Below are 21,962 nucleotides of genomic sequence, written 5' to 3' on the forward strand. Positions count from 1 at the left end.
GCACAAAGAACGGGAAAATAGTGCCTAAATTTGCAATTTTTTATCAGCTCAAGTGAGCGTTGACGAATATCGGTAATTATTCAGACCTTCCTTAGGTTCTAAAGTTACTGAAGGTATGGTGCAAAATATTGTTGGGGAGTGGGCATGATTGGATTGCGGATACAAAAGTTCAAGATCAGCCTCAATACTTCTGATGGTGAATATGGATTTGTATGTGAATTCAAATCTGGATTGAATATTATACGGGGTAATAATTCATCCGGTAAAAGTACATTGGTTAATGCGCTTATTTATTCCTTGGGGATGGAAGAAATTCTTGGAGGAAAGGGTGAGAAAACTTTACCTTACGCCTTAAAAGATTATGTTGAGAATGAGAGGAAAGATAAGATAAAGATAGTATCTTCCTATGTTTATCTTCAGGTTTCAAATAGTAAAAGTGATGTTGTTACCTTAAAGAGAGCTATTAATTCATCTGAGAAAGATACAAAGCTAATCGAAGTCATAGAGGGAAGCTATCTCACTGATCCAGATGAAAAATATCAAGTGTCTCCAAAATATTTACATGATAAGGGCTCAGCGCAAAACACTGAGTCAGGTTTTTTCTCATTCCTTGAGAGGTTTGTAGGCTTAAATCTCCCGTCTGTTCCTAGCTCAAATGGTGGTGAAGTTAAACTATATATTCGAACTATTTTTTCAGCTCTTTTAATTGAGCAAAAAAGAGGGTGGACAGACTACATAGCAAACACACCCTACTACGCAATACGTGATGTTAGAACAAAAATTGTTGAGTTTCTCCTAGGGTTAGATGTTTTTGAAAACGATAGAATAAAAGCGTCATTAATTTCAAATTTGACTGACATACAATCCCGTTGGGCTGAAGAGAAAGTTAAGATTAGACTGCTCGAGGAGGAACATGCTGTTAGCGTGATTGGAGTAAAAAACACTGCTGATGATATGTTTGATTCGAAATTGGTTGGAGTTGCGAAAGACATTGATGGCTCTAGCATTAATCTAAATAGCTACATTGTTGAATTAGTCCGAAAAATAGAGGCTATTGAAGAGTCTGAAAATAGAACGAAAGATGATGTTTCGGTAGAGTTATTAGAAACATACAAAGAACCTAAAGAGTTGTTGGATCAACTTATTTCTATGTTTGACTCCATCAATGCGGAGATACGACTTTCAAAATTAAGGCTGTCTGAGTATTTGTCTGCCAAGTCAGGAATAGAGCAAGACCTAGAAAAAACAGAATTGCCAAAAAGCTTAAACAATTTGGTGCTGAGCAAGGCCTTCATCTTGCTAGTGATAGCTGCCCTGCCTGTCATCAACATATAGATGACTCCTTATTTTTAGCTGATTCGCTTATTCAGCCGATGAGTATAGATCAGAATGTGAAGTATCTAGATAGCCAAAAAAAAATGGTGGCAAGGTATATATAAGGCTTAGAGAGAACAATTACTAAGCTCGAATCACAATCACGAGAATGTTCTGAAAATGTTTCGGAAAAACGCTCAGTTTGTTTAAGCCTCAAGAAGCAGATACGCTTGTCTGGTAGTGCAACGGAGTCTGACTTAAGAGTTAAATTACAATTAGAGGATAAAATTGATAACTTGTTGAAAGCAGAGAAGAGCATAAATAGTTCGCTCGAAAGGTTTTCGGCTATCAGTAATGAATTCAAAGATGTCAAGGCTAAATTGGTAGGTATACCTGAAAGGAAATCTTCAAGTGAAGATCTTCTAAAATATAGAAGATTTCAGCAGTATTTTAGAAGCTATGCAAGTTTTTTTGGGTATAAAAGCGCTCCCACTTCAGATATAGAAATAAATAAAGATACGCTATTTCCATATTTGGCGGGGCTGGAATTAAGGCAAGTGAACACAGATATAAAGTCTGATTCTTCTGCAAGTGATTTTGTGAGGCTTATATGGGCCTATTTATTATCAATATTCTCAGCATCTGAAGAGCTAGGTGGAAACCACACTGGGCTAATTCTTTTCGATGAACCAGGTCAGCATTCTATGGGGGTTACTAGCGTAAATGCACTTTTGAAAACCATTTCTAACCAAATGAAACTACAAGGTATAGTAGCTGCTTCCTTTGATGAAAGTGACGAAGTTTTTGAAGAGTCAGTAATTGGTGTGGATTATCACTTAATAAAATGTGGCTACAAACTTTTGGGGCCAGTACTCCAAAAACCATAACAAAGCGCTGCACTCCGACACCCAAAGCTCCGCAGCTTTTTTGCATTTCGCTAGCGCTTCACTTTAACATAAAAGCTGCTCCGCTTCGGGTGCGGGTTAGCACAGCGTTACAATAGAACGACTAAAAGGCAGCTTCTGGCCGAAACGAGAAATATTAATCTATATGAATAAATAGCTCATATGTGCAGTAAGTAAACAGAGCGCCCTGACAAGGGCGCTCGCTGTTACAGCCAAATCAAACGGGTTCTAAGCGCCACCAGCCGCTCATAACTCACTCCATAGGCGAAGGCAGTGTTGCCGGTTTCATCTCCTGTTAGGAAGCTAACGTTAGGAGCTAACGCAGTCCCCTTACCACACATAGGGCTGTAACCGGGTAAAGCATTTACACGCCCGGTGGGCTCTTAAAATCACGCCGCCCATACTCGCCCCGTGACCCGCTAACACTCGTACCACCATCTCGCCATTACAGAAGCGGCCATAAGCCGCCCCCATCTCTGCGTCAGCTACACATCCTTGGAAAGCCCTGCACCCAACGTGTCCTCTCCTGGGTCATCTAGGTTGCTGTGTAGGTGGCATTAGCCAATTAGGGTTTTCAAATAAATCCTAATGCCCTAGTGGCTGATGATGAAAATACGTACCTCACCATAAAAACCCCATCCCTTTGAATGAGTAACGCTGTTTTTCTGGGTGAGAACCTTTGCAGTGAAGTAATGATGATTTTGAGGAGGTAAATAAATATTTCTCAACGTAACCTTATGTAAGCAAGAGATGAGTAAGCTTTACCACGGATGGTGTGTCCGTCGCGGTATGAAGACATACCCGTCGGCTTTAAAGATAGAAAGCAGCCGTCCGCTGGTGAAATTGATGGGCCGCAAAGTAACGTTTCGTTCAAAAAAATAAGTAGCAGTGCCCGATGGGGCCTGGGAGGGAACATGGCTGTCAAACTGAACCAACATGATCTGCAATTCATCCTGAATCAGATCAAAGTCGCGGAAGCGCATTCCGCGGGAACGCCGCTTGAGGAGCTTGTCGATAGTCCGCTTCTGCCCACGGGCCTGCGCACTGTTGATGGCAGCTACAACAACTTCGGGATCGGCCGCGAGCAGTGGGGGGCGTCGGGGCAGCCTTTCGTCCCCATTGCCGAAGGGTCGTTTGGGCAGGGGAGCGGTGCGCTGCCAGGCGGCTTCGGCTATCCCACTAACAACGATTACGGTGAAGCGGGTGACGTGGTTGATGTCGAACCGCGTTTGATTTCTAACCTGATCGTTGACCAAACGCTGGACAACCCGGCGGCAATCGCGACGGCACTCCAGCATGCGGGAATGAACGGCCAGGCGATGCTCAATGCCATGAGCTTGATCCGTGCGCAGCACGACCTCGTGCAGGTATTGGAGGGAGCGGGCATTGCGGAGGATAACCAGGTCCTCATTAGTGCCAAGAATAATCTCGACGCACTGCTCGCCTCGTACGGAGTCGAGATGGATGGCGTCACGGTTATGCTGCCGAACGTCTCCCCGGATGAGGGACTCTCGGCTTCCTATAATTCCGTCTTCACGCTGTTCGGCCAGTTCTTCGACCACGGCCTCGATCTGGTGTCAAAAGGGGGCAACGGCACGGTCTACATGCCGCTGTCGCCGGACGACCCGCTGTACAACCCCAATAGCCCCACCAATTTTATGGTGATGACACGCGCCACCACCGATGATTCGGCGGGCAATGTTACTACGCCGTGGGTGGACCAGAACCAGACCTACACCTCGCATCCCTCGCACCAAGTCTTCCTGCGCGAATACGCGATGGTCGATGGCCGCCCTATGGCGACGGGTAACCTGCTCGACGGCGACCGCGGCCTGCCAACCTGGGCTGACATCAAGGCTCAGGCGCGCACGCTGCTGGGTATTGAGCTTACCGACAAGGATGTGGGGGCTGTGCCGCTGGTGGCGGTCGACCCCTACGGTGAGTTTATCCGTGGCGAGAATGGGCTCCCTCAACTGATCACCGGCTTCGACGGCGCGGGCAACCCCATCCTGACCGAGGGAAATTTGTCGGCACCAATCGACCCGTCTGTGGTCGGCGCAGCACGCACCGGTACGGCATTTCTGGACGACATCGCCCATGCCGCCGTCCCTGTGCTCGCTAATGGCGAACTGCAAGCGGACGATGATGCCGAGCCCGGCTACAGCGGCGAATTCGGCCCCCGCGGCGCTCAAACTGCCTATGATAACGAGCTGCTGGACGCGCACTACATTACCGGCGACGGTCGTGGCAACGAGAACATCGGCCTGACCTCGATTCACCACATCTTCCACTCCGAGCACAATCGCATTGCGGAGCAGGTGAAGGAGTTGGTGCTTGAGAGCGGGGACCTCGACTTCCTGAACCAGTGGCTGGCCGGCCCTGATCTTACCTCTTGGCCCAGCGCGGCTGAGATTGAGGGGCTATCGTGGGATGGCGAAAGAATCTTCCAGGCAGCGCGCTTCACGACCGAAATGGAGTACCAGCACCTGGTCTTCGAAGAATTCGCGCGGAAGATCCAGCCGGATATTGATGTTTTCATGGTGCAGCCCGACGCCGAGCTGAACCCGGTTATCTTTTCCGAGTTCGCGCACGTGGTCTACCGGTTCGGGCACTCGATGCTTAACGAGACGGTTGACCGCATCAATGCGGATGGCAGCCGTGATGACATGGATCTGTTCGATGCCTTCTTGAACCCACTGGCTCTCGGCTCGGACACTGTGAGCCATGACGAAGCGGCGGGCGCGATCCTGCGCGGTATGACGGCCCAGGTTGGCAACGAGGTTGACGAGTTCGTCACCAACACCTTGCGCAACCAGCTCCTCGGTATTCCGCTTGACCTTCCCGCGATCAACATCGCCCGTGGGCGGGATACTGGCATGCCCACCCTCAACGAGGCCCGGGCGCAGTTTATGGAGATGGCGGATGGCGACACGCAGCTCAAGCCGTACACCAGCTGGGCCGACTTCGCTGAGAACATGAAGAACCCCGCCTCGGTCATCAACTTCATCGCGGCCTACGGCACGCATGAGTCGGTCACTTCCGAAGACACCATCGCTGGCAAGCGTGCGGCGGCCACTGATCTTGTTCTTGGTGCTCCGAACGAGAGCGCAGCTGATCGGGAGGCACGCCTCGACTGGCTTAATGCGCCAGCCGAGCAGACCGGCGTGAACGACATCGACCTGTGGATGGGCGGCCTCGCTGAGAAGAAGATGCCCTTCGGCGGCATGCTCGGCTCCACCTTCGCTTTCGTCTTCGAAATGCAGCTCGAGAACCTGCAGGATGCCGACCGGTTCTACTACCTGTCGCGCACCCAGGGGCTGAACCTGCTGACCGAGCTGGAGAATAACTCGCTGGCCAAGATGGCCCTGGCAAATACCGACCTCGAGGAGACCGGCTTTGCGATCCCGGGCGATATCTTCTCGACACCGGATCACATCCTCTATGTCGATTACGCCAAGCAGATGCAGATGACCGGGGTGGATGATCCTCAACACGAAGATCCGTTCCTTCAGTCCGCCTCTCAACTGGTCGAGCGCGGGGCGCCCGACGCGCAAGGCGACGGTGCCTACCTGCGCTATAACGGTGCCGACCACGTCGTCATCCAGGGCACAGACGGCAACGATCGCATCGTCGCTGGCGGTGGCGACGACACCGTTTGGGGTGACGCGGGCGACGACCGCATCGAGGCCGGGTATGGCGTCGACAAGATCAACGGCGGCGAGGGTGACGACATCATCACCAACTCCGGGACCGATATCGGCGAAGTCGACATGCTCAAGGGAGACGAGGGCAACGACGTTATCCATGGCGGCAGCGGCGCGGCGCTGATCTTCGGTGGCCGTGGCAAGGACTTCCTGGTTACCGGCCCAGACGGGTCTGAGATCCGCGCTGGCATGGGGGATGACTTCCTCCTCGGTGGCGACGGCCCTGACGTACTCTTCGGCAACGAAGGCCACGACTGGGTCGAGGGTAAGAGTCGCTTTGAATACATCGCTGGCGACAACGGCGAACTCTTCTTCAACTCCACTGTGATCGGCCACGATATCCTCAACGGCGGCAATGGCGACACCGACTACGACGCCGACTCAGGCGACGACATCATGGTGGCGGGAGAGGGTATTCAGAAGAACATCGGCATGTGGGGGCACGATTGGGTCATCCACAAAGGCCAAAACGTGGCGGCCGACGCGGATATGAACGTGGAGGTATTCACCACGCTGCCGCTGGAAGTGCTGCGGGACCGCTTCAGCCAAGTGGAGGCGCTGTCTGGCTGGGTGCAGGACGACATCCTGCGAGGCGACAACCGGAGCAACGAGGAAGAGGGCGCCACGCCGATCGTTGCTGACCCGACGCCTGAGGGCAACTTCATCCATAACGAACTCGACCAGGTAGGTATTGACCGGATCGACGGCCTCGACCAGCTAGTTACTCCCGATATGATGCGCAACGCGGAGTACTGGGCTGATGGCTCCGGTGATGAAAAGCTGGTGTTTACCGGCGGCAATATCCTGCTGGGCGGTGGCGGCAGCGACACGATTGAGGGGCGCGGTGGCGACGATGTTATCGACGGCGACGCGTGGCTCAACGTGCGCATCGCCATCATGACGAACCGCGATGGCACCGGCGACGAGATCGCGACGGTCGATAGCATGGACGGGCCGGTGACTCTCACTATCGATGGCGCGGAGGTTACCCGTCCGCTGTCGGCGTGGATGGTCGAAGGCCGGATCAACCCCGGGCAATTGCAGATGGTTCGCGAGATCCTTGAGGACGAATCCGGTATCGATACGGCCGTCTACTGGGGCGATCGCGCCGCCTATGAGATTGCGGTGGATGAAGACACCGGTCGGCTCACCGTAGCACATGTTGATGTGGACGATGCAGCGGTGGACCCAGTAAGCGGGCAGAACCGTATCTCCGATGGCACCGACCTCGTCAGCAATATCGAGGTGCTGTCCTTCGGGGATAGCGACCTGCAGATTATTACCGGAACCAACGGCAACGACGTTGGTGCAACGCGCCTTGAGGGCACCGAAGGGGACGATATTCTGATCGGCCTTGCCGGTAACGACAACCTGCTCGCAGGCGGCGGCGACGACCTTGTCTACGGCGGTGCAGGCAATGATCGCCTGATCGGCGCGGACGGCAACGACACACTCGATGGCGGTGATGGGGATGACTTCCTCAACGGCGGTGATGGCGACGATACGCTGCTGGGCGGCGCCGGTGCGGACGACCTTCGCGGTGGGCTTGGTGATGATGCCCTTGAGGGCGGAGACGGCAACGACCTACTTTTCGGGCTCGCTGGCAACGACACTCTCGAAGGTGGCGCTGGCAATGACGACCTCAACGGCGGTGGTGGCAACGACGTTCTGAACGGCGGCGAGGGCGATGACATCCTGTTCGGTAGCGCCGGTGATGACCTGCTGATCACCGAGGCCGATGGCGGGCGCGACATCCTTGATGGCGGCAACCAAGTTGATACCGCAGAAATTCTCGGCAGCGCCGGTGAAGCCGAATCCTTCGCGATTCTCGATCGGACCAATGCCCTGGCCCAGGGCTTTGCCGACCTCGACGCTGGAACGGAGATCGTCATTGTTCGCAACGGGGTGGTGATGGCGGAACTCGCTAACATCGAGGAAATCGTCATCGACGGTCAGGGAGGCGGCGACACGTTTACCATTGCTGGCAACTTCACCGGGACCAGCTTGGCGATGAGCACTATCCACGTGATGGGCTCGGAGGATGACGATGTCTTAGACATCTCGGCACTGAGTTCTGCGCATCGGGTGGTGTTCAAAACCATGGGTGGCCACGACACGGTGGTGGGCGCACTTCGGGAGCAGGATGTCGTCGAACTTGCCGACGGCACGATGCTCGCTGACCACCCCGTCGAGGCCAACGAAGCAGGCGAGGCTCTAGTGGGCGACGACGAGAACTCCGTCCGCTTCGAGGTCGAGCCCGAGTCGGAACAGCCGGAAGACGAAGACGAGACTGAAACCGACGATGAATCGGAGGACGAGGAAGACGAAGAACAATACGAGGAGGAAGACGAGGAAGAGTACGAGGAAGAGTACGAGGAAGACGAAGAAGAGTACGAGGAGGAAGACGGAACGCAAGTGATACCGGCGGCGGCCATGGCTGGCGGCGAAGGCGCTGATACGCTGATCGGAACAGCGGAGAGCGAGACCATCATGGGCTTGGGCGGTCGAGACGTCGTCTTCGGCCATGACGGCGACGACGACATCCTCGGCGGCGACGGCGCGGATATGCTCTACGGCGATGACGGCGACGACCGCATTCTTGGCGAAGACGGCAACGACTTCATCAATGCCGGGGCTGGCGATGACACGGTCTTCGGCGGCGAGGGAGACGATATGTTCGTGGCCGAAGCCGATGACGGCGACGACACCTACTACGGCGACGACATGGTGGGCGGCAGTGACAGCGACAGCGACACGCTGGATATGTCAGCCATTATGTCAGCGATCAAGGCAGATCTCGGCACCGGCTTCATGGGGCGCGGCAGCGCCTCGAGCGCTGAGACTGGCAATGATGGGCTGTGGGGTGTCGAGAACATCGTCACGGGATCGGGAGACGATACGATCACAGCGAGCCGCGCGGCTAACGTGATGGATGGCGGGGCAGGCAACGACACGTTCCGCTTCCTCTCCGCAGCGGATGCGGACGGCGATACCATCATGGGATTTCAGCCGGGCGACCGTATCGATCTCAGCGGTGTGGATGCGCATGGCTGTGCAACGGGGAACCAGAGCTTCACGTTAGTGACCGAGGCCTTCACCGGCGTTGGCCAGCTGATGTTCAGCCATCAAACCCGCGACGGCGAGGACTACACCGTCGTTGAAGGCAACACGACCGGAGACGACGATGCGGATTTCTCTATCAGCATCAAGGGTCGGCATGAGCTGGGAGCGAGCGACTTCAACCTATAACGAACGATAACAATAACAAACCCTGCGGGCGTACCCGCCCGCAGGGAATGCCCGTTCAACTTAGGGTGCAGGGGGAGTTAGCATGCGTAAAAGAGACGCTAGTACGTCAGCGAAGCGCAAGAGCGCAGAGCAACTGACCAAAGGTTTTCGAGGAATCTTTTTCTTCTTATTCGGCATGTCAGGGATCATCAATATCCTCGCCCTGACCGGTGCCTTCTACATGCTACAAATTTACGACCGAGCGCTGACCAGCGGGAGCATTTCGACGCTGGTGGCCATCTCCGTGCTGGCGCTCGGCCTGTATTGCTTTCAGGGAATGTTTGACACCATCCGTTCCCAGATCCTTGTTCGCATCGGCGCGCGCCTCGACAGAAGGGTCGCGCCGTTGGCCCATCGGGTGGCTATCGATATGCCGCGCTTCGGGTTTTCGACCGCTGAATCACTGGAGCGTGGTCGCGACGTGGATACGGTGCGCGGCTTTCTGGGAAGCCAGGGCCCTGTGGCGCTGCTGGACCTTCCCTGGATGCCGCTTTTTCTGTTGTTCGTCTACATTTTGCACCCCTATCTTGGCGCGTTGGTTTTTCTCGGCGGTTTCATCCTGGCCATGCTCGCAATTATCACGGAGCTGAAGACGTCCAAGCTGAGCAGCGCCATGCAGCAGGCTGCCGTTACACGCAATACCATCGCCGACTCCAATGCTCGTAATGCGGAGATCCTCAAAGCGATGGGCTTTGCCGGTCGTGCGGTGGCGCGCTTCAATCGAGCGAACGACGATCATCTGGAGTTGCAGACGCGAACCAACGATGTCAGCGGCACCTTCGGAGCGGTCTCACGGGTGCTGCGGATGGTCTTGCAGTCGGCCGTTCTTGGCCTCGGGGCGCTGCTCACTATTCAGGGGGAGCTTAGCGCTGGCGCGATCATCGCCGCTTCCATTGCATCCGCGCGGGCACTTGCCCCCATTGATCTTGCCATCGGCAACTGGAAGAACGTCGTCGCTGCGCGAACCGCGTTCTCACGCCTGAAGGAAACCGTCATGGCGCTGGCGGACGTTGACGAACCGATGGAGCTGCCCAGCCCGAGCTCATCCCTTAAGGTCGAGAACATTACCGTCGCAGCCCCCGATTCAGGGCAAGTGCTGCTCAGCGAGTTGAGCTTCGAACTCAAGGCTGGCCAGGCGATTGGGGTCATCGGCCCTAGTGGTGGCGGCAAGACCACGCTGCTACGCGCGTTGACAGGCATCTGGCCCGTGTTGCGTGGGAGCGTGCGCCTCGATGACGCGGAGCTATCGCAATGGCACGACGAAGCGCTCGGTCAGTTCATCGGCTATCTGCCGCAGGAGGTCGCGCTGCTGAATGGCACGATCGAAGAGAACATTTCGCGGTTTCAGGAAACACCGGATTCCCATGCGGTGGTGGAGGCGGCGATGGCCGCAAGCGTTCACGAGATGATCGTGCGTTTGCCCAACGGCTATCGAACTCAGCTCGGCTCGCTGGGTGCCTCCCTCTCAGGCGGCCAGCGGCAGCGGATCGGACTCGCCCGAGCACTGTTCGGCAACCCCTTCATCGTGGTGCTGGACGAGCCCAACTCCAACCTCGACGCTGAAGGCGAAGCAGCACTGACGGCAGCCATTCAAGGCGTTAAGCAGCGTGGCGGCATCGCCGTGGTGGCGGCCCACCGCCCAAGCGCTCTGGCGGCCGTTGATCTTGTGGCGATTATTCAGAACGGCCGGTTGGCCGCCTTCGGACCGAAGGACGAAGTCATCGGCAAATCTAACGTGCGGGCAGTGCATTCTGCTAAGCCGCCGACGAAGGAGGCATCGGCCGGATCATGATTAACGTCAAAGGCACCAAGAACGCCTTACCCGAAGCTGACGCCTCGCAGCGCTACGTTCTGAAAAGCGGGGACGAGGTCTCTGGGACGCCTCGCGTGATCGTCGGCTTACTCATGGGGATCGCTGCTTACCTGGGTTCGATCTTCACCTGGGGCCGGGAGAGTGAACCCCAATCGCAGCCGGAAGAGCCAGCCGCCGGTGCGGCGGAGGCGGAAAGCCAAGAGGGCATGGTTGACGATATCGCCTCCCCGCAACCATCGCCTGATATGCCCGATCCCGAACCACCCGGTTCCGCAACGCCGCTGGCCGCTGATGCTCCAGGGTCATCGCCCCTACGCTATCAGGACAAAAGCGAAGGCGCACCCGCAGTCAAACCGGCAAGCGGCAATGCAGCCGCTGACAGGATTGATCGAAGGGACGGCAGCCCCGGCACACTGTCTATCAACAGTGCTAATCCCGCCAGCAATCGTTCTTCTTCACCCCGGAACGACAACCCGCCTGCCGAAGGCAAGGACCCCACGGATGGCGATGGTTCTACCGATAGCGATGGTTCCACGGATAACGACAGTTCTACGGATAGCGACCCACTCGACCCTGAAGATGAGGACGACGATGCCGAGGCACCACCTGGCGGCAACCGTGCTCCGCGCGTGTCAGGCCCCGTTTATCTGCTGGATGTGGCGCCTTGCGCGGCCCTCGTCATCGATCTCAGTGATCTGCTGAGCAAGGCAGAGGACCCGGATGGCGACGCCCTATCGGTACAAAATGTGACGGTATCCTCCGGCACGCTGACGCAAACGGAAGGCGGTTGGGTGTTCCAGAGCGGAAGCGGGCAACCGGGGCCAGTGACCCTCACTTATCAGATCACCGACGGCGAGTTGACGACCGATGCCGTCGCCCACTTTTCTGTTGTGGAGCCGCCCGTTATCGCAGGAAGCGCGGCAGACGACATGCTTCTGGGCAGCCTGTGTGCCGATGAGATCGACGGCGCAGGGGGCGATGACAACATTGATGGACGGGCTGGCAGCGACGTTATTAATGGAGGAGCGGGCGATGACCACATTGTTGCGGGAGACGGTGATGATGTGGTGTTCGGCGGCGATGGCAATGACATTATTTTTGGCGGCGCGGGGAACGACCATCTTTTCGGTGGCGCAGGCGACGACAGGCTATTCGGCGGTGATGGCGATGACGTGATCTTCGGCAACGCCGGTGAGGATCATCTGAGCGGTGGAGACGGCGATGATTTGCTGCTCGGAGGCGAGGGTGACGACGTGCTTATGGATGGTGCGGGTCGCGACAAGGTGTTCGGCGGCATGGGTAGTGATCGAGTGGTGGCGGCACTTGATGCGGCAGATGACGTGTACGACGGCGGCGAGAACTCGGACACCCTCGACTACAGCCACGCAACGGAAAGTCTCGTGGTCGATCTTGTGAACGGCGTCGCCAGCGGCGTAGAAATTGGCCATGACGCCATCACCGGTTTCGAGAAAGTGCTGGGAGGCCGAGACGCCGACCAGTTCATTCTCGGCAGTGAAGCGGTCACGCTCACTGGCGGCACGGGTGATGACGTCTTTGCGTTCGCCAGCGCCGGTGGGGTTCAACCGAATGCCGTTTCGCACGTGATTATGGATTTTGGGGTGGGAGACCGTATCCGCATCTCTGAATACGAGATTTTCTGGAAGGCCGATGACGAGCCGGAAGATCGTTTCGAACATATCTACCGCGATAACGACGATGACGATTCGCCCATACGCTATCGGCACGACCGGGACGATGGAAGTGAGTGGACCGTGATCGAAACCGACTTCGAGGATGATGAGTTGTGGGCGTCGACCGTCACGCTGCACGGAAGGCACAAGCTGTCGTGGTCAATAGAGCGTGACGATGGTCACGAATGGCTATCTTAGGAGCACACAATGAGCACATATGATCCTTCCGGCGCGCCTCTTTTAGAGGAAAAAGCCAAGCGCTTACCGAATCCAGAAAACGCTTTTCGGCTCGGCCCGCGTGTTTTTGTGGGCACGGCACTTGCCCTGTTTCTGCTATTGGGCGCCGGTGGCTGGGCCGCGAGCGCTCAGCTAAGTGGGGCCGTCATCGCGCAAGGGTCTGTGACGGTAGATCAGAACCTTAAGTCGATACAGCACCGTGATGGCGGCATCGTCAGCGAGATAGGCATCAGAGAGGGGGACTTCGTCAATGCTGGAGAGGTACTGATCCGGCTCCAAGACACACAGACGAAGGCGGAGCTTTCAATCGTGCGTTCTAAACTCGTGGAATTGGCGATCAGGAGAGCGCGACTTATGGCAGAGCGAGACGGGCTTTCGTCAATCGAGTTCCCGTCCGATTTAGACGCAGACGAAGCGCCGGATGTCTTCCTCGGTGAAACACGCCTCTTCGAAGGCAATCGTGCAAATCGCCAAAGTAAGCAGCAGCAGCTTGAGCTTAGCATCGCGCAGATCGAAGAGGAGATAAAAGGGCTGGAAGCTCAGCAGCAATCGAAAGACGAGGAGTTTCGTCTCGTCGCGTCCGAATACGAGTCGAGCAGAGGCCTCGCTGAGAGAGGGATGATCGCACGCACACTCCTTGTTCCAATGGCGCGTGACAGGGCACGCATTTCGGGTGAGCGCGGTGAGATCCATGCATCTATCGCCAGAGCGAGAACCCGCATGAGTGAAATTCGCCTCCAGATTATTGCGATTGACGAGAACGCCCGTACCGAGGCGCAGCGGGAATTAAGTGCTGTGGAGGCAGAATTTTCGGAGCTGCGTGACAGACACATCGCCATCGAGGATCGGCTGGCGCGAACGGATATTCGCGCGCCGATTTCTGGCACCGTTAATGAGCTGAACATCCACACGGTGGGAGGCGTGATCACCCCAGCTGAGGAGCTTGTCACCATCGTTCCAGAAGACGCCAAACTGAAGGTTGAGGTGAAACTGGCGCCGATAACCATCGACCAAGTGTGGGTCGGCCAGCCGGTCAGGCTCCGTTTCACTGCCTTCAACCAGAGAACGACGCCGGAGCTCAAAGGCGAGATCGTCTATGTTTCTCCAGCGACGACACGCGATGACGTGACTGGCGAGATCTACTACCTGGGTGATGTTGACGTTTCTGCAGAAGAGCTTGAGAAGCTGGGCGTTACCACGCTGCTACCTGGTATGCCCGTCGAAGTCTTTATCACGACCGAAGAGCGCACCGCACTAACGTACTTTGTTAAGCCGATTACCGACCAGTTCAGCAGGGCCTTCCGAGAAGAGTAAAGCAGCGCTCTCTGACTTAGGCCTCGGCCACAAGGTGAATTGCTGCGGCATGTGCCGCAGCAGCCTATCGGGTGGCTACTGCTGGCTTCATTTGGCTTCTTTCCCTAGCTTATGCAGCTTGCGAAACCATTCGTTGCGTTTCTGCTCGCTCATTATCTCTATAAGGTCGTTATCTTACTTTCACACTTCCGTTATTCCAAGATATCTGATGGTGCTTTCCAGCTTCTTATGACCAAGGAGGAGCTGAACCGCCCTCTAGTTTTTCGTGCGACGGTATATCAGCGAAGCTTTTGTGCGACGCATTGTGTGCGTGCCATAAATTGACGCATCTAGGCCTATTTCGGTCACCCATGCTTTGACGATACAAGCATTCTGTCGAGTAGATAGGTGTTTTGGTCTATTTATTCGGCTGGGAAACAAGAAGTCATCGTTACTGAGCTGAGCAAGATGTATGCAGTCCTTGATAGCGATTCGGGTTTGCTCGGTAATTTCGAACTAGACAGGTCGATGCGTTTTTTGCTGCATCACGATGGCTCGTGTGGATATGCACGCACCATTGGCTATATCTCGTACTCGTAAATTAACGTGGTCGCAACCTCGTAATTTGCTATCGATGGCTAAATTAAAGAGGGCGAGGTCTCTCGCCTTTTTGGCAAGCTGTAGGCGACATGTATAGCCCAGATATCGCGAAGAAGCAGAGGCACCCTTCCCGGTTCTTTCGGCATCGACGTTAAGCAGATTCAATAGGCAAGCCCGTCATTAATTTAAGATCAGTCGACGATTTTCTATCTAGCGTATGGTGTAGTATTCACCATTTAGAACTGGTGAAACATGGCGTTGAACGCCTGCCTAATCCGGTCACCTCAGTTTTGCCACTTCAGTTAAAACCGAGGTGGTAGGGCGTAATGCCGACGGTGAGATTATTTTCGGATCGTGAGGCTTGAGAGCGGAAGAGGAACGTTGTCTCCTGTGACCTTAATGGCGGCTTGCTGGTCGTTACTCTGGATATTGAGATTGTAGCTGTTGTCGTTGCCGAGGATGGTGATGGAGGCGTCGTTCCGGTCGCCTATCTCGGTCAGGCGTGCCTGATTGCGCGAGCCAGTCATGGAGATAGTGCCGCGATTATCCGCGCCTTCCTGGGTCAGTACCGCCTCATTGTTGTTGCCGTAAGCGAAAATCGCTCCCATGTTTCTGCTACCAATTTGGCTGACACTAGCCGAGTTGTTGTCTCCATTCTGGACGATAGATCCTTGGTTGGCGATGCCGCTCTGGTCGAGGATGGCTATGTTGCCCACGCCGCCCTGCAGAATCAGCGCCTGATGGTCGCTGCCAGCCTGGTCGACCGTTACCGAGTTGTTGTGCCCGGTGCCCGTGACAGTGTCGAGTAGTGTGAAGCTGGTGAGTTGGGCTTCGTCGATCGCGTCGGTCACTACAATCTGGTCGGAGACTATGCCGCCCTGGCTTATCACCGCGGTGTTGCCCGCGTTTGTCTGACGGATGTCAGCCCTAATCAAAGTCCCGGCTTGCTGGATCGCCGCTATATGCCCAGTCCCGATCTGCTCGATCCTGAGCGTCGTATCGGCCTGTGATGCGCTAGCGGCAGAGAGGAACAATGCCGCCGCTAGCCCTGAAACCAAGCATCTGAACACGTCAATGCCTCTTTCGTGAATACAAAGCTGGATCGTTCCAGCTAACGTTGCGCCAACTGGAACGACGTTTCGAGTCAAAATTACTGTGTTTGAATACCAACCGCTAGGTTACCGTACCCGCTCTGATAGAATTCAGCGGTCTGGTCGTTTCCGACCTGGGCGAAGTTGATCGAGTTATCGTCTCCGGCCTGAACGAGTGCGACCTCATTACCGACTCCATCCTGCACGCCCATTCCCGTAACGCCAGCCCCGGATGCGGGACCAAGCGTATCAGGTGAACTGAAGAAGTCAGTATGGGTAAAGTCGTTCAGAGTGGCACTATTACGAGTTGTATCGGGGCCACCGATTCGGTTGTTGTTGCCATTCACGTTCACAGCGGCCACGTTGTTGGATCCGAGCTGCCGAAGTCCGACATAGTTGTTGTTACCTTCCATTCTCGCAAGGTTGCTGCCATTGTCGACTGGATCAAAAAAACTGATATCGCTCGGGCCGATCCCCGATGTCATCCCCGTTGTGGTGATCTGGATACCACTCGTATTGCCGTTCCCGACAGGGGTCGTGTAATTGTTGCCTCCGCCGACCTCGTTGCTCGAGCCTTCGATCTGTTCGACGAACCACGTCGAGTTCGTGGGAGCGCCCTGCGTGTTCAGGCTGGCGAAGTTCTCGTTGCCACCTCCTTGGATGACGCCGAAGGTGTTACCGCTGATGCCGCCCTGGCTGGCAGCTTCGAAGCTCCAGTCGGCGCGATTTCGATTAGTCGTCTGTAGGACAAGTCCGTCATTGTTGTTGCCTTTGAATCCTGCTCCGGCGCTGTTGTAGTTGCCGTCCTGACGAACATAGCCTTCGTTGTTGACGCCGGTCTGACTGCCGTCTGCGAAGTTGCTAGTACCGATCTGCTCGACGAACAGATCGTTGGCAACGACTGGCCCACCGGCCATGAGTGCTAGCGCGGAAACACCAAGAATGATTTTACGCATGAGTTTTCCCCTGATTAATCATTGAATCATGATTGAGTTACTGCCTTACATTCCCCGGTCCCGAACGCGCCGAAACGCATGTATTTTTGGGGCGGGTCTATTGGGTTTATGGTGGAATTCTATGACTGTCAATTTTTTATTAATTATTTTTAGGTTTTTAATACCTGGTTGCATTGTTTTTTTAGTTAAGTTGGAAAATGCAGGACTAATATTTGGCATATTCTTTATTAGTTTAAACTAATAAAGAATATTATATGGCTCAATATTTCTAAAACGAGTTGAGCCTAGTGTTTTAGGCATATGTGAAACAAAACACGAGTTCCTTTGAGTGGAACTTGATGTAGAACAAATGACATATTACATTTCATAAAATTACATTCAGTTACTTTTATGGCGCCGCTGTTCGTTTCTTCCAAAGGAGTCTGTGTGATGAAAGCTTTTCTTCCATTCTTGCTCTCGTGTGTCGTATTTAGTGCGACGGTCACACAGGCGCAGGATCTAGTGCATCAGCCCATTAACCCTTCCTTCGGCGGCGATAGCTTCAATAGCGCGCACCTTCTAGGGCTCGCCGACATCCAAAACCAGTACGATGGCGTCAACTTTCAGCCGACAGACCCAATCGATGCTTTCGCGGCATCGATAGAGCGACGAATTCTTGGCGAGGTGTCGCGGCAGATTTCGGATCGTATCTTTGGTGAGGAGGCGCAGGAATCAGGCGAGTTCACGGTAGGTGACACTAAAATTGCGTTTGCGCGCGAGGGTCTTGACCAGATAGGCATCCAGCTCATCGACATTGAGACTGGTGCTGAGACCGAGCTCCTAATACCAGCGCCAGCATTCTGAAAACATCCTTCGTTGCGCTGGATTAAAACAATTAAGGGAACATAAACAATATGAAAACTTACCTAGACAAGATGAAAATTTGCGCGCTTTTCGTTTTGGTGGCAGTACTTGCGGGATGTGCTACGCCGATTGGCAGCTCACCCGCTGAGATGTTATCGGGGCCGCCAGAGGTGAACGCAAGAACTCGCTCAGGTGACTTGCTCGCAAACTTGCCTCCCCCACAGGACAAACTCGCCGTTGCCGTTTACGACTTCCCCGACCTCTCTGGTCAGCGGAAGCCGAAGGAGAACGTCGCCGAGCTCTCGACTGCGGTCACGCAAGGGGGAGCCCAGATACTGAACGATACTTTGCTTCGTGCCGGCGGAGGTAGCTGGTTCGACGTTGTTGAGCGCTCGGGACTGCAGAACATACTGCAGGAACGGCAGATTATTCGCCAGCAACGTGAGGTCTACATGGGCGCAGAAGCGCCGCCGCTGACGCCGCTGATTTTTGCCGGAACCGTCTTGGAAGGCGGCATCGTCAGTTACGACACGAACATCACCACGGGCGGCTTTGGTGCTCGGCTGCTTGGGATCGGTGGGAACACCGAGTACAGAACCGATGTCGTAGAGGTGGTTCTCAGGCTCGTCAGTGTCCAGACAGGTAGGATCGTTCGCTCGGTCAACGCGCGCAAATCGATCCTGTCGGTGTTGCTCCAGGGCAGTGCCTTCAAGTACATCGCCGCCGATGAAATCCTAGAAGCAGAGGCGGGCGTAACGTCGAATGAACCCACGAACATTGCTGTGCGCGAGGCAATCGAGGCAGCGGTCTACGCGCTAATCCTCGAAAGCACAATTGCTGGCGACTTTGCCTTCGCGAATCCGGAAGAAGGCGAGCAGGTGATCGCAGCTTATCAGGCGAGGCGCGAAGCGGCAGACTGAAGAGCTCGATTTGATAACTTATCTGTGCAATGTCAGGCAACCGATCCATCGAACCTGTCTGCCTAATTTAACCTGGCGTTGTGGGCATCTTGATGACCCGGTGGCAATACTAAGCGGGACTCTCGATCTTCTGCTTACTAGGTTTGAGTTAACACTAAGTGGATAGCATGATGTTCGCTAATTGTTGGATTTATAACGCTGTAATGAGCAGTCCAATAAGTATGTTTTAGAAAGTATTTTGGGCCATGCTGTTGGCTCTGTGAGATATAACAATTCGTACCTGTTGAGTGGCTTTTCCGTTGCTTCACACTGAAAAAGCTACCAATGCGCTCCTCGCTCTATCAGAGTCGCCTAAAAGACCGCTCTTGGCCGATAACGACAGTCCAGCCAGGACTGTTGTTTGCCCCTGTCAAACTTATGTTTGTTTTGCCATTTACAACGCGTCATCTACCTCTATCCTTAGATATCTGACGGAGCCTTCCAGCTTCAAGTGCCCCGGAAGCAGCTGCATCGCTCCCAAATTTCTCGTGTGTTTTTAGATCAGCAAAGCTTTGGTGCAACCATCGTTTGTAGGCGGCGGGGCAACACGTATTATGCTACTCAACGCCCCTTGAGCCGGGTTACTCGGTGTCCGGCAAGCTCTCTTCCGTCTCTACCTGCCCACGTCGCTGCATCCAGCGCATTACGATCCAGCACATCGCTGCCCAGCTCGCTCCAGCCGTCCAGCCAGCAAGCACATCAGTTGGCCAATGGACGCCAAGATAAACGCGGCTCATGCCTACTAACAGCGTTAGCAATATCGCCAGTATCAGAAGGTAAGCCTTCAGCCTTAGCGCTGGCTGTACGCGGGTGAGTAGCGCCGCCAGGGTGAGGTAGGTCACGGCAGACATCATTGAGTGGCCGCTGGGAAAGCTCGCGGTGTAGACCATGGCTTCATGGGGCACGAGGTCCGGGCGAGGGCGATCAAAGCCCAGCTTCAGCACGGTACTGAGTAGGATGCCGCCGGGCACTGCCATCGAGGTAAAGAGCGCCGCTCGATAGCGCCTGGCAAGTAACAAATAACCCAGGGCACCTAATGTGATGAGTACCAGCACGCCGACACCGCCAAGCGCGGTAAAGTCTCGCCCCATTTCCTCAACCCAGCCCGGCCCGATCGGGTCGCTAAGATCCGCGGGGTTGCGAAGGGCGAGCAGCAGGCTTTCATCGATGCTCTGGGTGTCCCCCTCGGTGACTTCGTCGGCCAGCGCGACGAACCCCCAAACCCCGCCGGAAAGTACCGCGACGCATAACAGCATCGCGAGTTCGTAGCGGCCTAGCCGAGCCAGCAAGGAAACGCTATAGCGTCCCACTTGTTTTATTTTCCCCTGGTGCTTCATTGGCAACTCCTTTGCTTGATTCTGAATTCCACGAATCAATGATACGCAACGTTGGTTCAAACGGCTCTATGAGCGAACGCTGGCAAGCGGTGGCTTAATGCGGGCGGGTAGGCTTGCCGACCCTTATGGGCCGGCTTTTTCGGGGGAGTAAGATCAGGGAGCGATGCGGGTACTGGCGTCGGTGAAGCCTATCAGCGAAATATCCAGGTCCATGCGGTCACCGCGTGGGCCAATCATGCTGAGGGTGGCCGTACTGCCACTGCGGAGTTGCTGCAGCATCGAGGGTTCGATGGGGGCGTCTGCACGGCAACCTTGCTGCTGGCATACCTGATAGGGGAACTGAATGGGTTCGCCGTTATCCACCACCAATTGCAAGCCCGCAGCCAGACGCACCCCCAACGGCACGAAGAAGCTCATCACCGGGCCATCGATTTGGGGCGGGTAGTCGATAACTACCTGCATTAAGGGCTGGTCGCTGCCGGGTTGAGTGACCATTTGCATCATCGCACAGCGGGTAGGGCCCTGATTTTCCTGGCATCGCACCTCCCAGTCTTGGAACGACTCGGTGGTGATATTCTCACCAGAAGCTGCCCCCGGTTGTTGTTGGCTGAAGGCGCTGGGTGAAAACACCAAGATCGATAACAGTCCCATCATGCGCAGGGTTTGAGTAAAGCGGTGTGGCATTGCGTAATCTCCTGTTGGTTCGTTAATGGTGGGTGATACCACCACCATGCCTGCTTGTTCGCTTGATATCCAGCATAGAGGCCATACGTCAACCAAACGAGGCGGCCTAAGGCAGATACGGCAGGGTTGAAAGGGCAGGCCTCTTTTCGACGCTTGACGCTAAGCTCTAGTAAGCTGCTACTTATACTCAGCCGGTGGTAGGGCGCACTGGATCACGACCGCCTGTTTGTGGCATATGATAACGACCGGCACTTGGGGCTAGGTAGCGTGGATGAAAGCGACAAGCGCCACGCCTGCGAAGCGCCGTATACTCTGTTGCACGTTTCTTAATTTAGGCGAACCTTTCTAATGCATTGGCGATGTGTACGACCTCTTTTCTGGCTCGCGCTATTGGCTGTACTCGCGGGCTGCGGTGAAACGCCCACCGGGCGCTCCCAACTGGCGTTGGTTCCCGGCCCGCTAATGGCCGATATGGGCGGAGACGCTTTTGATCAGCTACGCAACACCCAGCCGATCAGCCGCGATGCGCAAGCGAACCAGTTGGTGCAGTGCGTGGCAGACAAAATAGTGGCAGGGGCGGAGGCGAGCTACCCAGAGCTGGATTTCCCCGAGCGCTGGGAAATGGTGCTGTTTGAAGACCCATCCCCCAATGCGTTTGCGCTGCCGGGCGGGCGCATTGGGGTACACACCGGCCTGCTGCAGGTGGCGGAAACACCGGCCCAGCTAGCGGCGGTGATGGGGCACGAAGTGGCCCACGTGTTGGCAGACCACGGCAATGAACGCCTGACCCAGCAACTAGGTATTAAAGCCGTGCTGTTGGTGGTGGGGCTGCTGGGGGAAGGGGAGTTTGGCAACCAGCAGTTGATGCAAGCGCTGGGGGTGGGGGCACAATTAGGTATTAGCCTGCCGTTCAGCCGCACCCACGAAGAAGAAGCGGATTTGATGGGCTTAGAGGTGATGGCCCGTGCGGGGTTTGACCCGCAGCAGAGCGTGGCGCTATGGCAAAACATGGCCGCCGCTGGCGATGGCCAACCACCTGAATTTCTCTCTACTCACCCGGCTCATGAGTCGCGCATTCGCGCGCTGCAAGGGGCGCTTGAAGAGGCTAACGCTACTTATCGTGCCGTTACCCCGGCGCAGTGCTAAAGATTCTATCGATCTGTGTTTGCAAGCGGACAGTCATCCCCAGCAGGTGATCATTGACCTGGAGAAGATAAGTACATGCTGGAGGTTGGAATAACTGTGCA

The 21,962-nt window shown here is 55.2% G+C and carries 13 protein-coding genes; 9 read left to right on the top strand and 4 right to left on the bottom strand.

Features of this window, described 5'->3' with window-relative positions:
* Nucleotides 1–144 precede the first annotated feature (144 nt).
* The 6 genes from ACIGG6_RS16750 (at nt 145) to ACIGG6_RS16775 (ending at nt 14,266) form a co-directional block, all read left to right on the top strand.
* On the top strand, nt 145–1,335 hold the full coding sequence (locus tag ACIGG6_RS16750) for a hypothetical protein (protein ID WP_399846076.1): 1,191 nt from the start codon (nt 145–147) through the stop codon (nt 1,333–1,335).
* A gap of 209 nt (nt 1,336–1,544) precedes the next feature.
* Nucleotides 1,545–2,201 carry a hypothetical protein gene (locus ACIGG6_RS16755; RefSeq protein ID WP_399846079.1) on the top strand — a complete coding sequence of 219 codons (657 nt, stop codon included), beginning with the start codon at nt 1,545–1,547 and terminating at the stop codon, nt 2,199–2,201.
* A gap of 932 nt (nt 2,202–3,133) precedes the next feature.
* On the top strand, nt 3,134–9,172 hold the full coding sequence (locus ACIGG6_RS16760) for a peroxidase family protein (protein ID WP_399846081.1): 6,039 nt from the start codon (nt 3,134–3,136) through the stop codon (nt 9,170–9,172).
* Nucleotides 9,173–9,254: 82 nt separating this feature from the next.
* Nucleotides 9,255–11,003 (top strand): type I secretion system permease/ATPase, encoded by a 1,749-nt coding sequence (locus tag ACIGG6_RS16765; RefSeq protein ID WP_399846084.1) that lies wholly within the window; start codon nt 9,255–9,257, stop codon nt 11,001–11,003.
* Complete coding sequence (locus ACIGG6_RS16770) at nt 11,000–12,913, top strand: calcium-binding protein (protein WP_399846087.1); 1,914 nt, start codon at nt 11,000–11,002, stop codon at nt 12,911–12,913. Before ACIGG6_RS16765 ends, ACIGG6_RS16770 begins: the two co-directional genes overlap by 4 nt.
* Before the next feature lie 9 nt (nt 12,914–12,922).
* Nucleotides 12,923–14,266, top strand: a complete 1,344-nt coding sequence (locus ACIGG6_RS16775; RefSeq protein WP_399846089.1) for an HlyD family type I secretion periplasmic adaptor subunit — start codon at nt 12,923–12,925, stop codon at nt 14,264–14,266.
* 920 nt (nt 14,267–15,186) lie between these two features.
* Here the strand turns inward: ACIGG6_RS16775 and ACIGG6_RS16785 are convergent.
* Together ACIGG6_RS16785 and ACIGG6_RS16790 are read right to left on the bottom strand one after the other, a co-directional pair.
* Entirely contained in the window at nt 15,187–15,915 is a 729-nt protein-coding gene (locus ACIGG6_RS16785; protein WP_399846091.1) for a hypothetical protein, read from the bottom strand.
* 80 nt (nt 15,916–15,995) lie between these two features.
* Nucleotides 15,996–16,892 carry a hypothetical protein gene (locus tag ACIGG6_RS16790; RefSeq protein ID WP_399846094.1) on the bottom strand — a complete coding sequence of 299 codons (897 nt, stop codon included), beginning with the start codon at nt 16,890–16,892 and terminating at the stop codon, nt 15,996–15,998.
* 429 nt (nt 16,893–17,321) lie between these two features.
* Between ACIGG6_RS16790 and ACIGG6_RS16795 the strand changes: the two genes are divergently transcribed.
* Both ACIGG6_RS16795 and ACIGG6_RS16800 read left to right on the top strand, forming a co-directional pair.
* Nucleotides 17,322–17,735: a curli assembly protein CsgF gene (locus ACIGG6_RS16795; protein WP_399846096.1), complete on the top strand. Its 414-nt coding sequence runs from the start codon at nt 17,322–17,324 to the stop codon at nt 17,733–17,735.
* A gap of 50 nt (nt 17,736–17,785) precedes the next feature.
* Nucleotides 17,786–18,655 carry a CsgG/HfaB family protein gene (locus ACIGG6_RS16800; RefSeq protein ID WP_399846098.1) on the top strand — a complete coding sequence of 290 codons (870 nt, stop codon included), beginning with the start codon at nt 17,786–17,788 and terminating at the stop codon, nt 18,653–18,655.
* 620 nt (nt 18,656–19,275) lie between these two features.
* Here ACIGG6_RS16800 and ACIGG6_RS16805 read toward each other — a convergent pair.
* Together ACIGG6_RS16805 and ACIGG6_RS16810 are read right to left on the bottom strand one after the other, a co-directional pair.
* Entirely contained in the window at nt 19,276–20,031 is a 756-nt protein-coding gene (locus ACIGG6_RS16805; RefSeq protein WP_399846100.1) for a phosphatase PAP2 family protein, read from the bottom strand.
* A 153-nt stretch (nt 20,032–20,184) separates the two neighbouring features.
* On the bottom strand, nt 20,185–20,715 hold the full coding sequence (locus ACIGG6_RS16810; protein ID WP_399846103.1) for an invasion associated locus B family protein: 531 nt from the start codon (nt 20,713–20,715) through the stop codon (nt 20,185–20,187).
* Between the two features lie 348 nt (nt 20,716–21,063).
* Here ACIGG6_RS16810 and ACIGG6_RS16815 point away from each other — a divergent pair, with 348 nt between their 5' ends.
* Nucleotides 21,064–21,861: a M48 family metallopeptidase gene (locus tag ACIGG6_RS16815; protein ID WP_399846105.1), complete on the top strand. Its 798-nt coding sequence runs from the start codon at nt 21,064–21,066 to the stop codon at nt 21,859–21,861.
* Nucleotides 21,862–21,962: the final 101 nt, after the last annotated feature.

The sequence above is a fragment of the Vreelandella lionensis genome, assembly GCF_044543515.1.
In the GTDB taxonomy this organism is placed as follows: domain Bacteria; phylum Pseudomonadota; class Gammaproteobacteria; order Pseudomonadales; family Halomonadaceae; genus Vreelandella; species Vreelandella lionensis.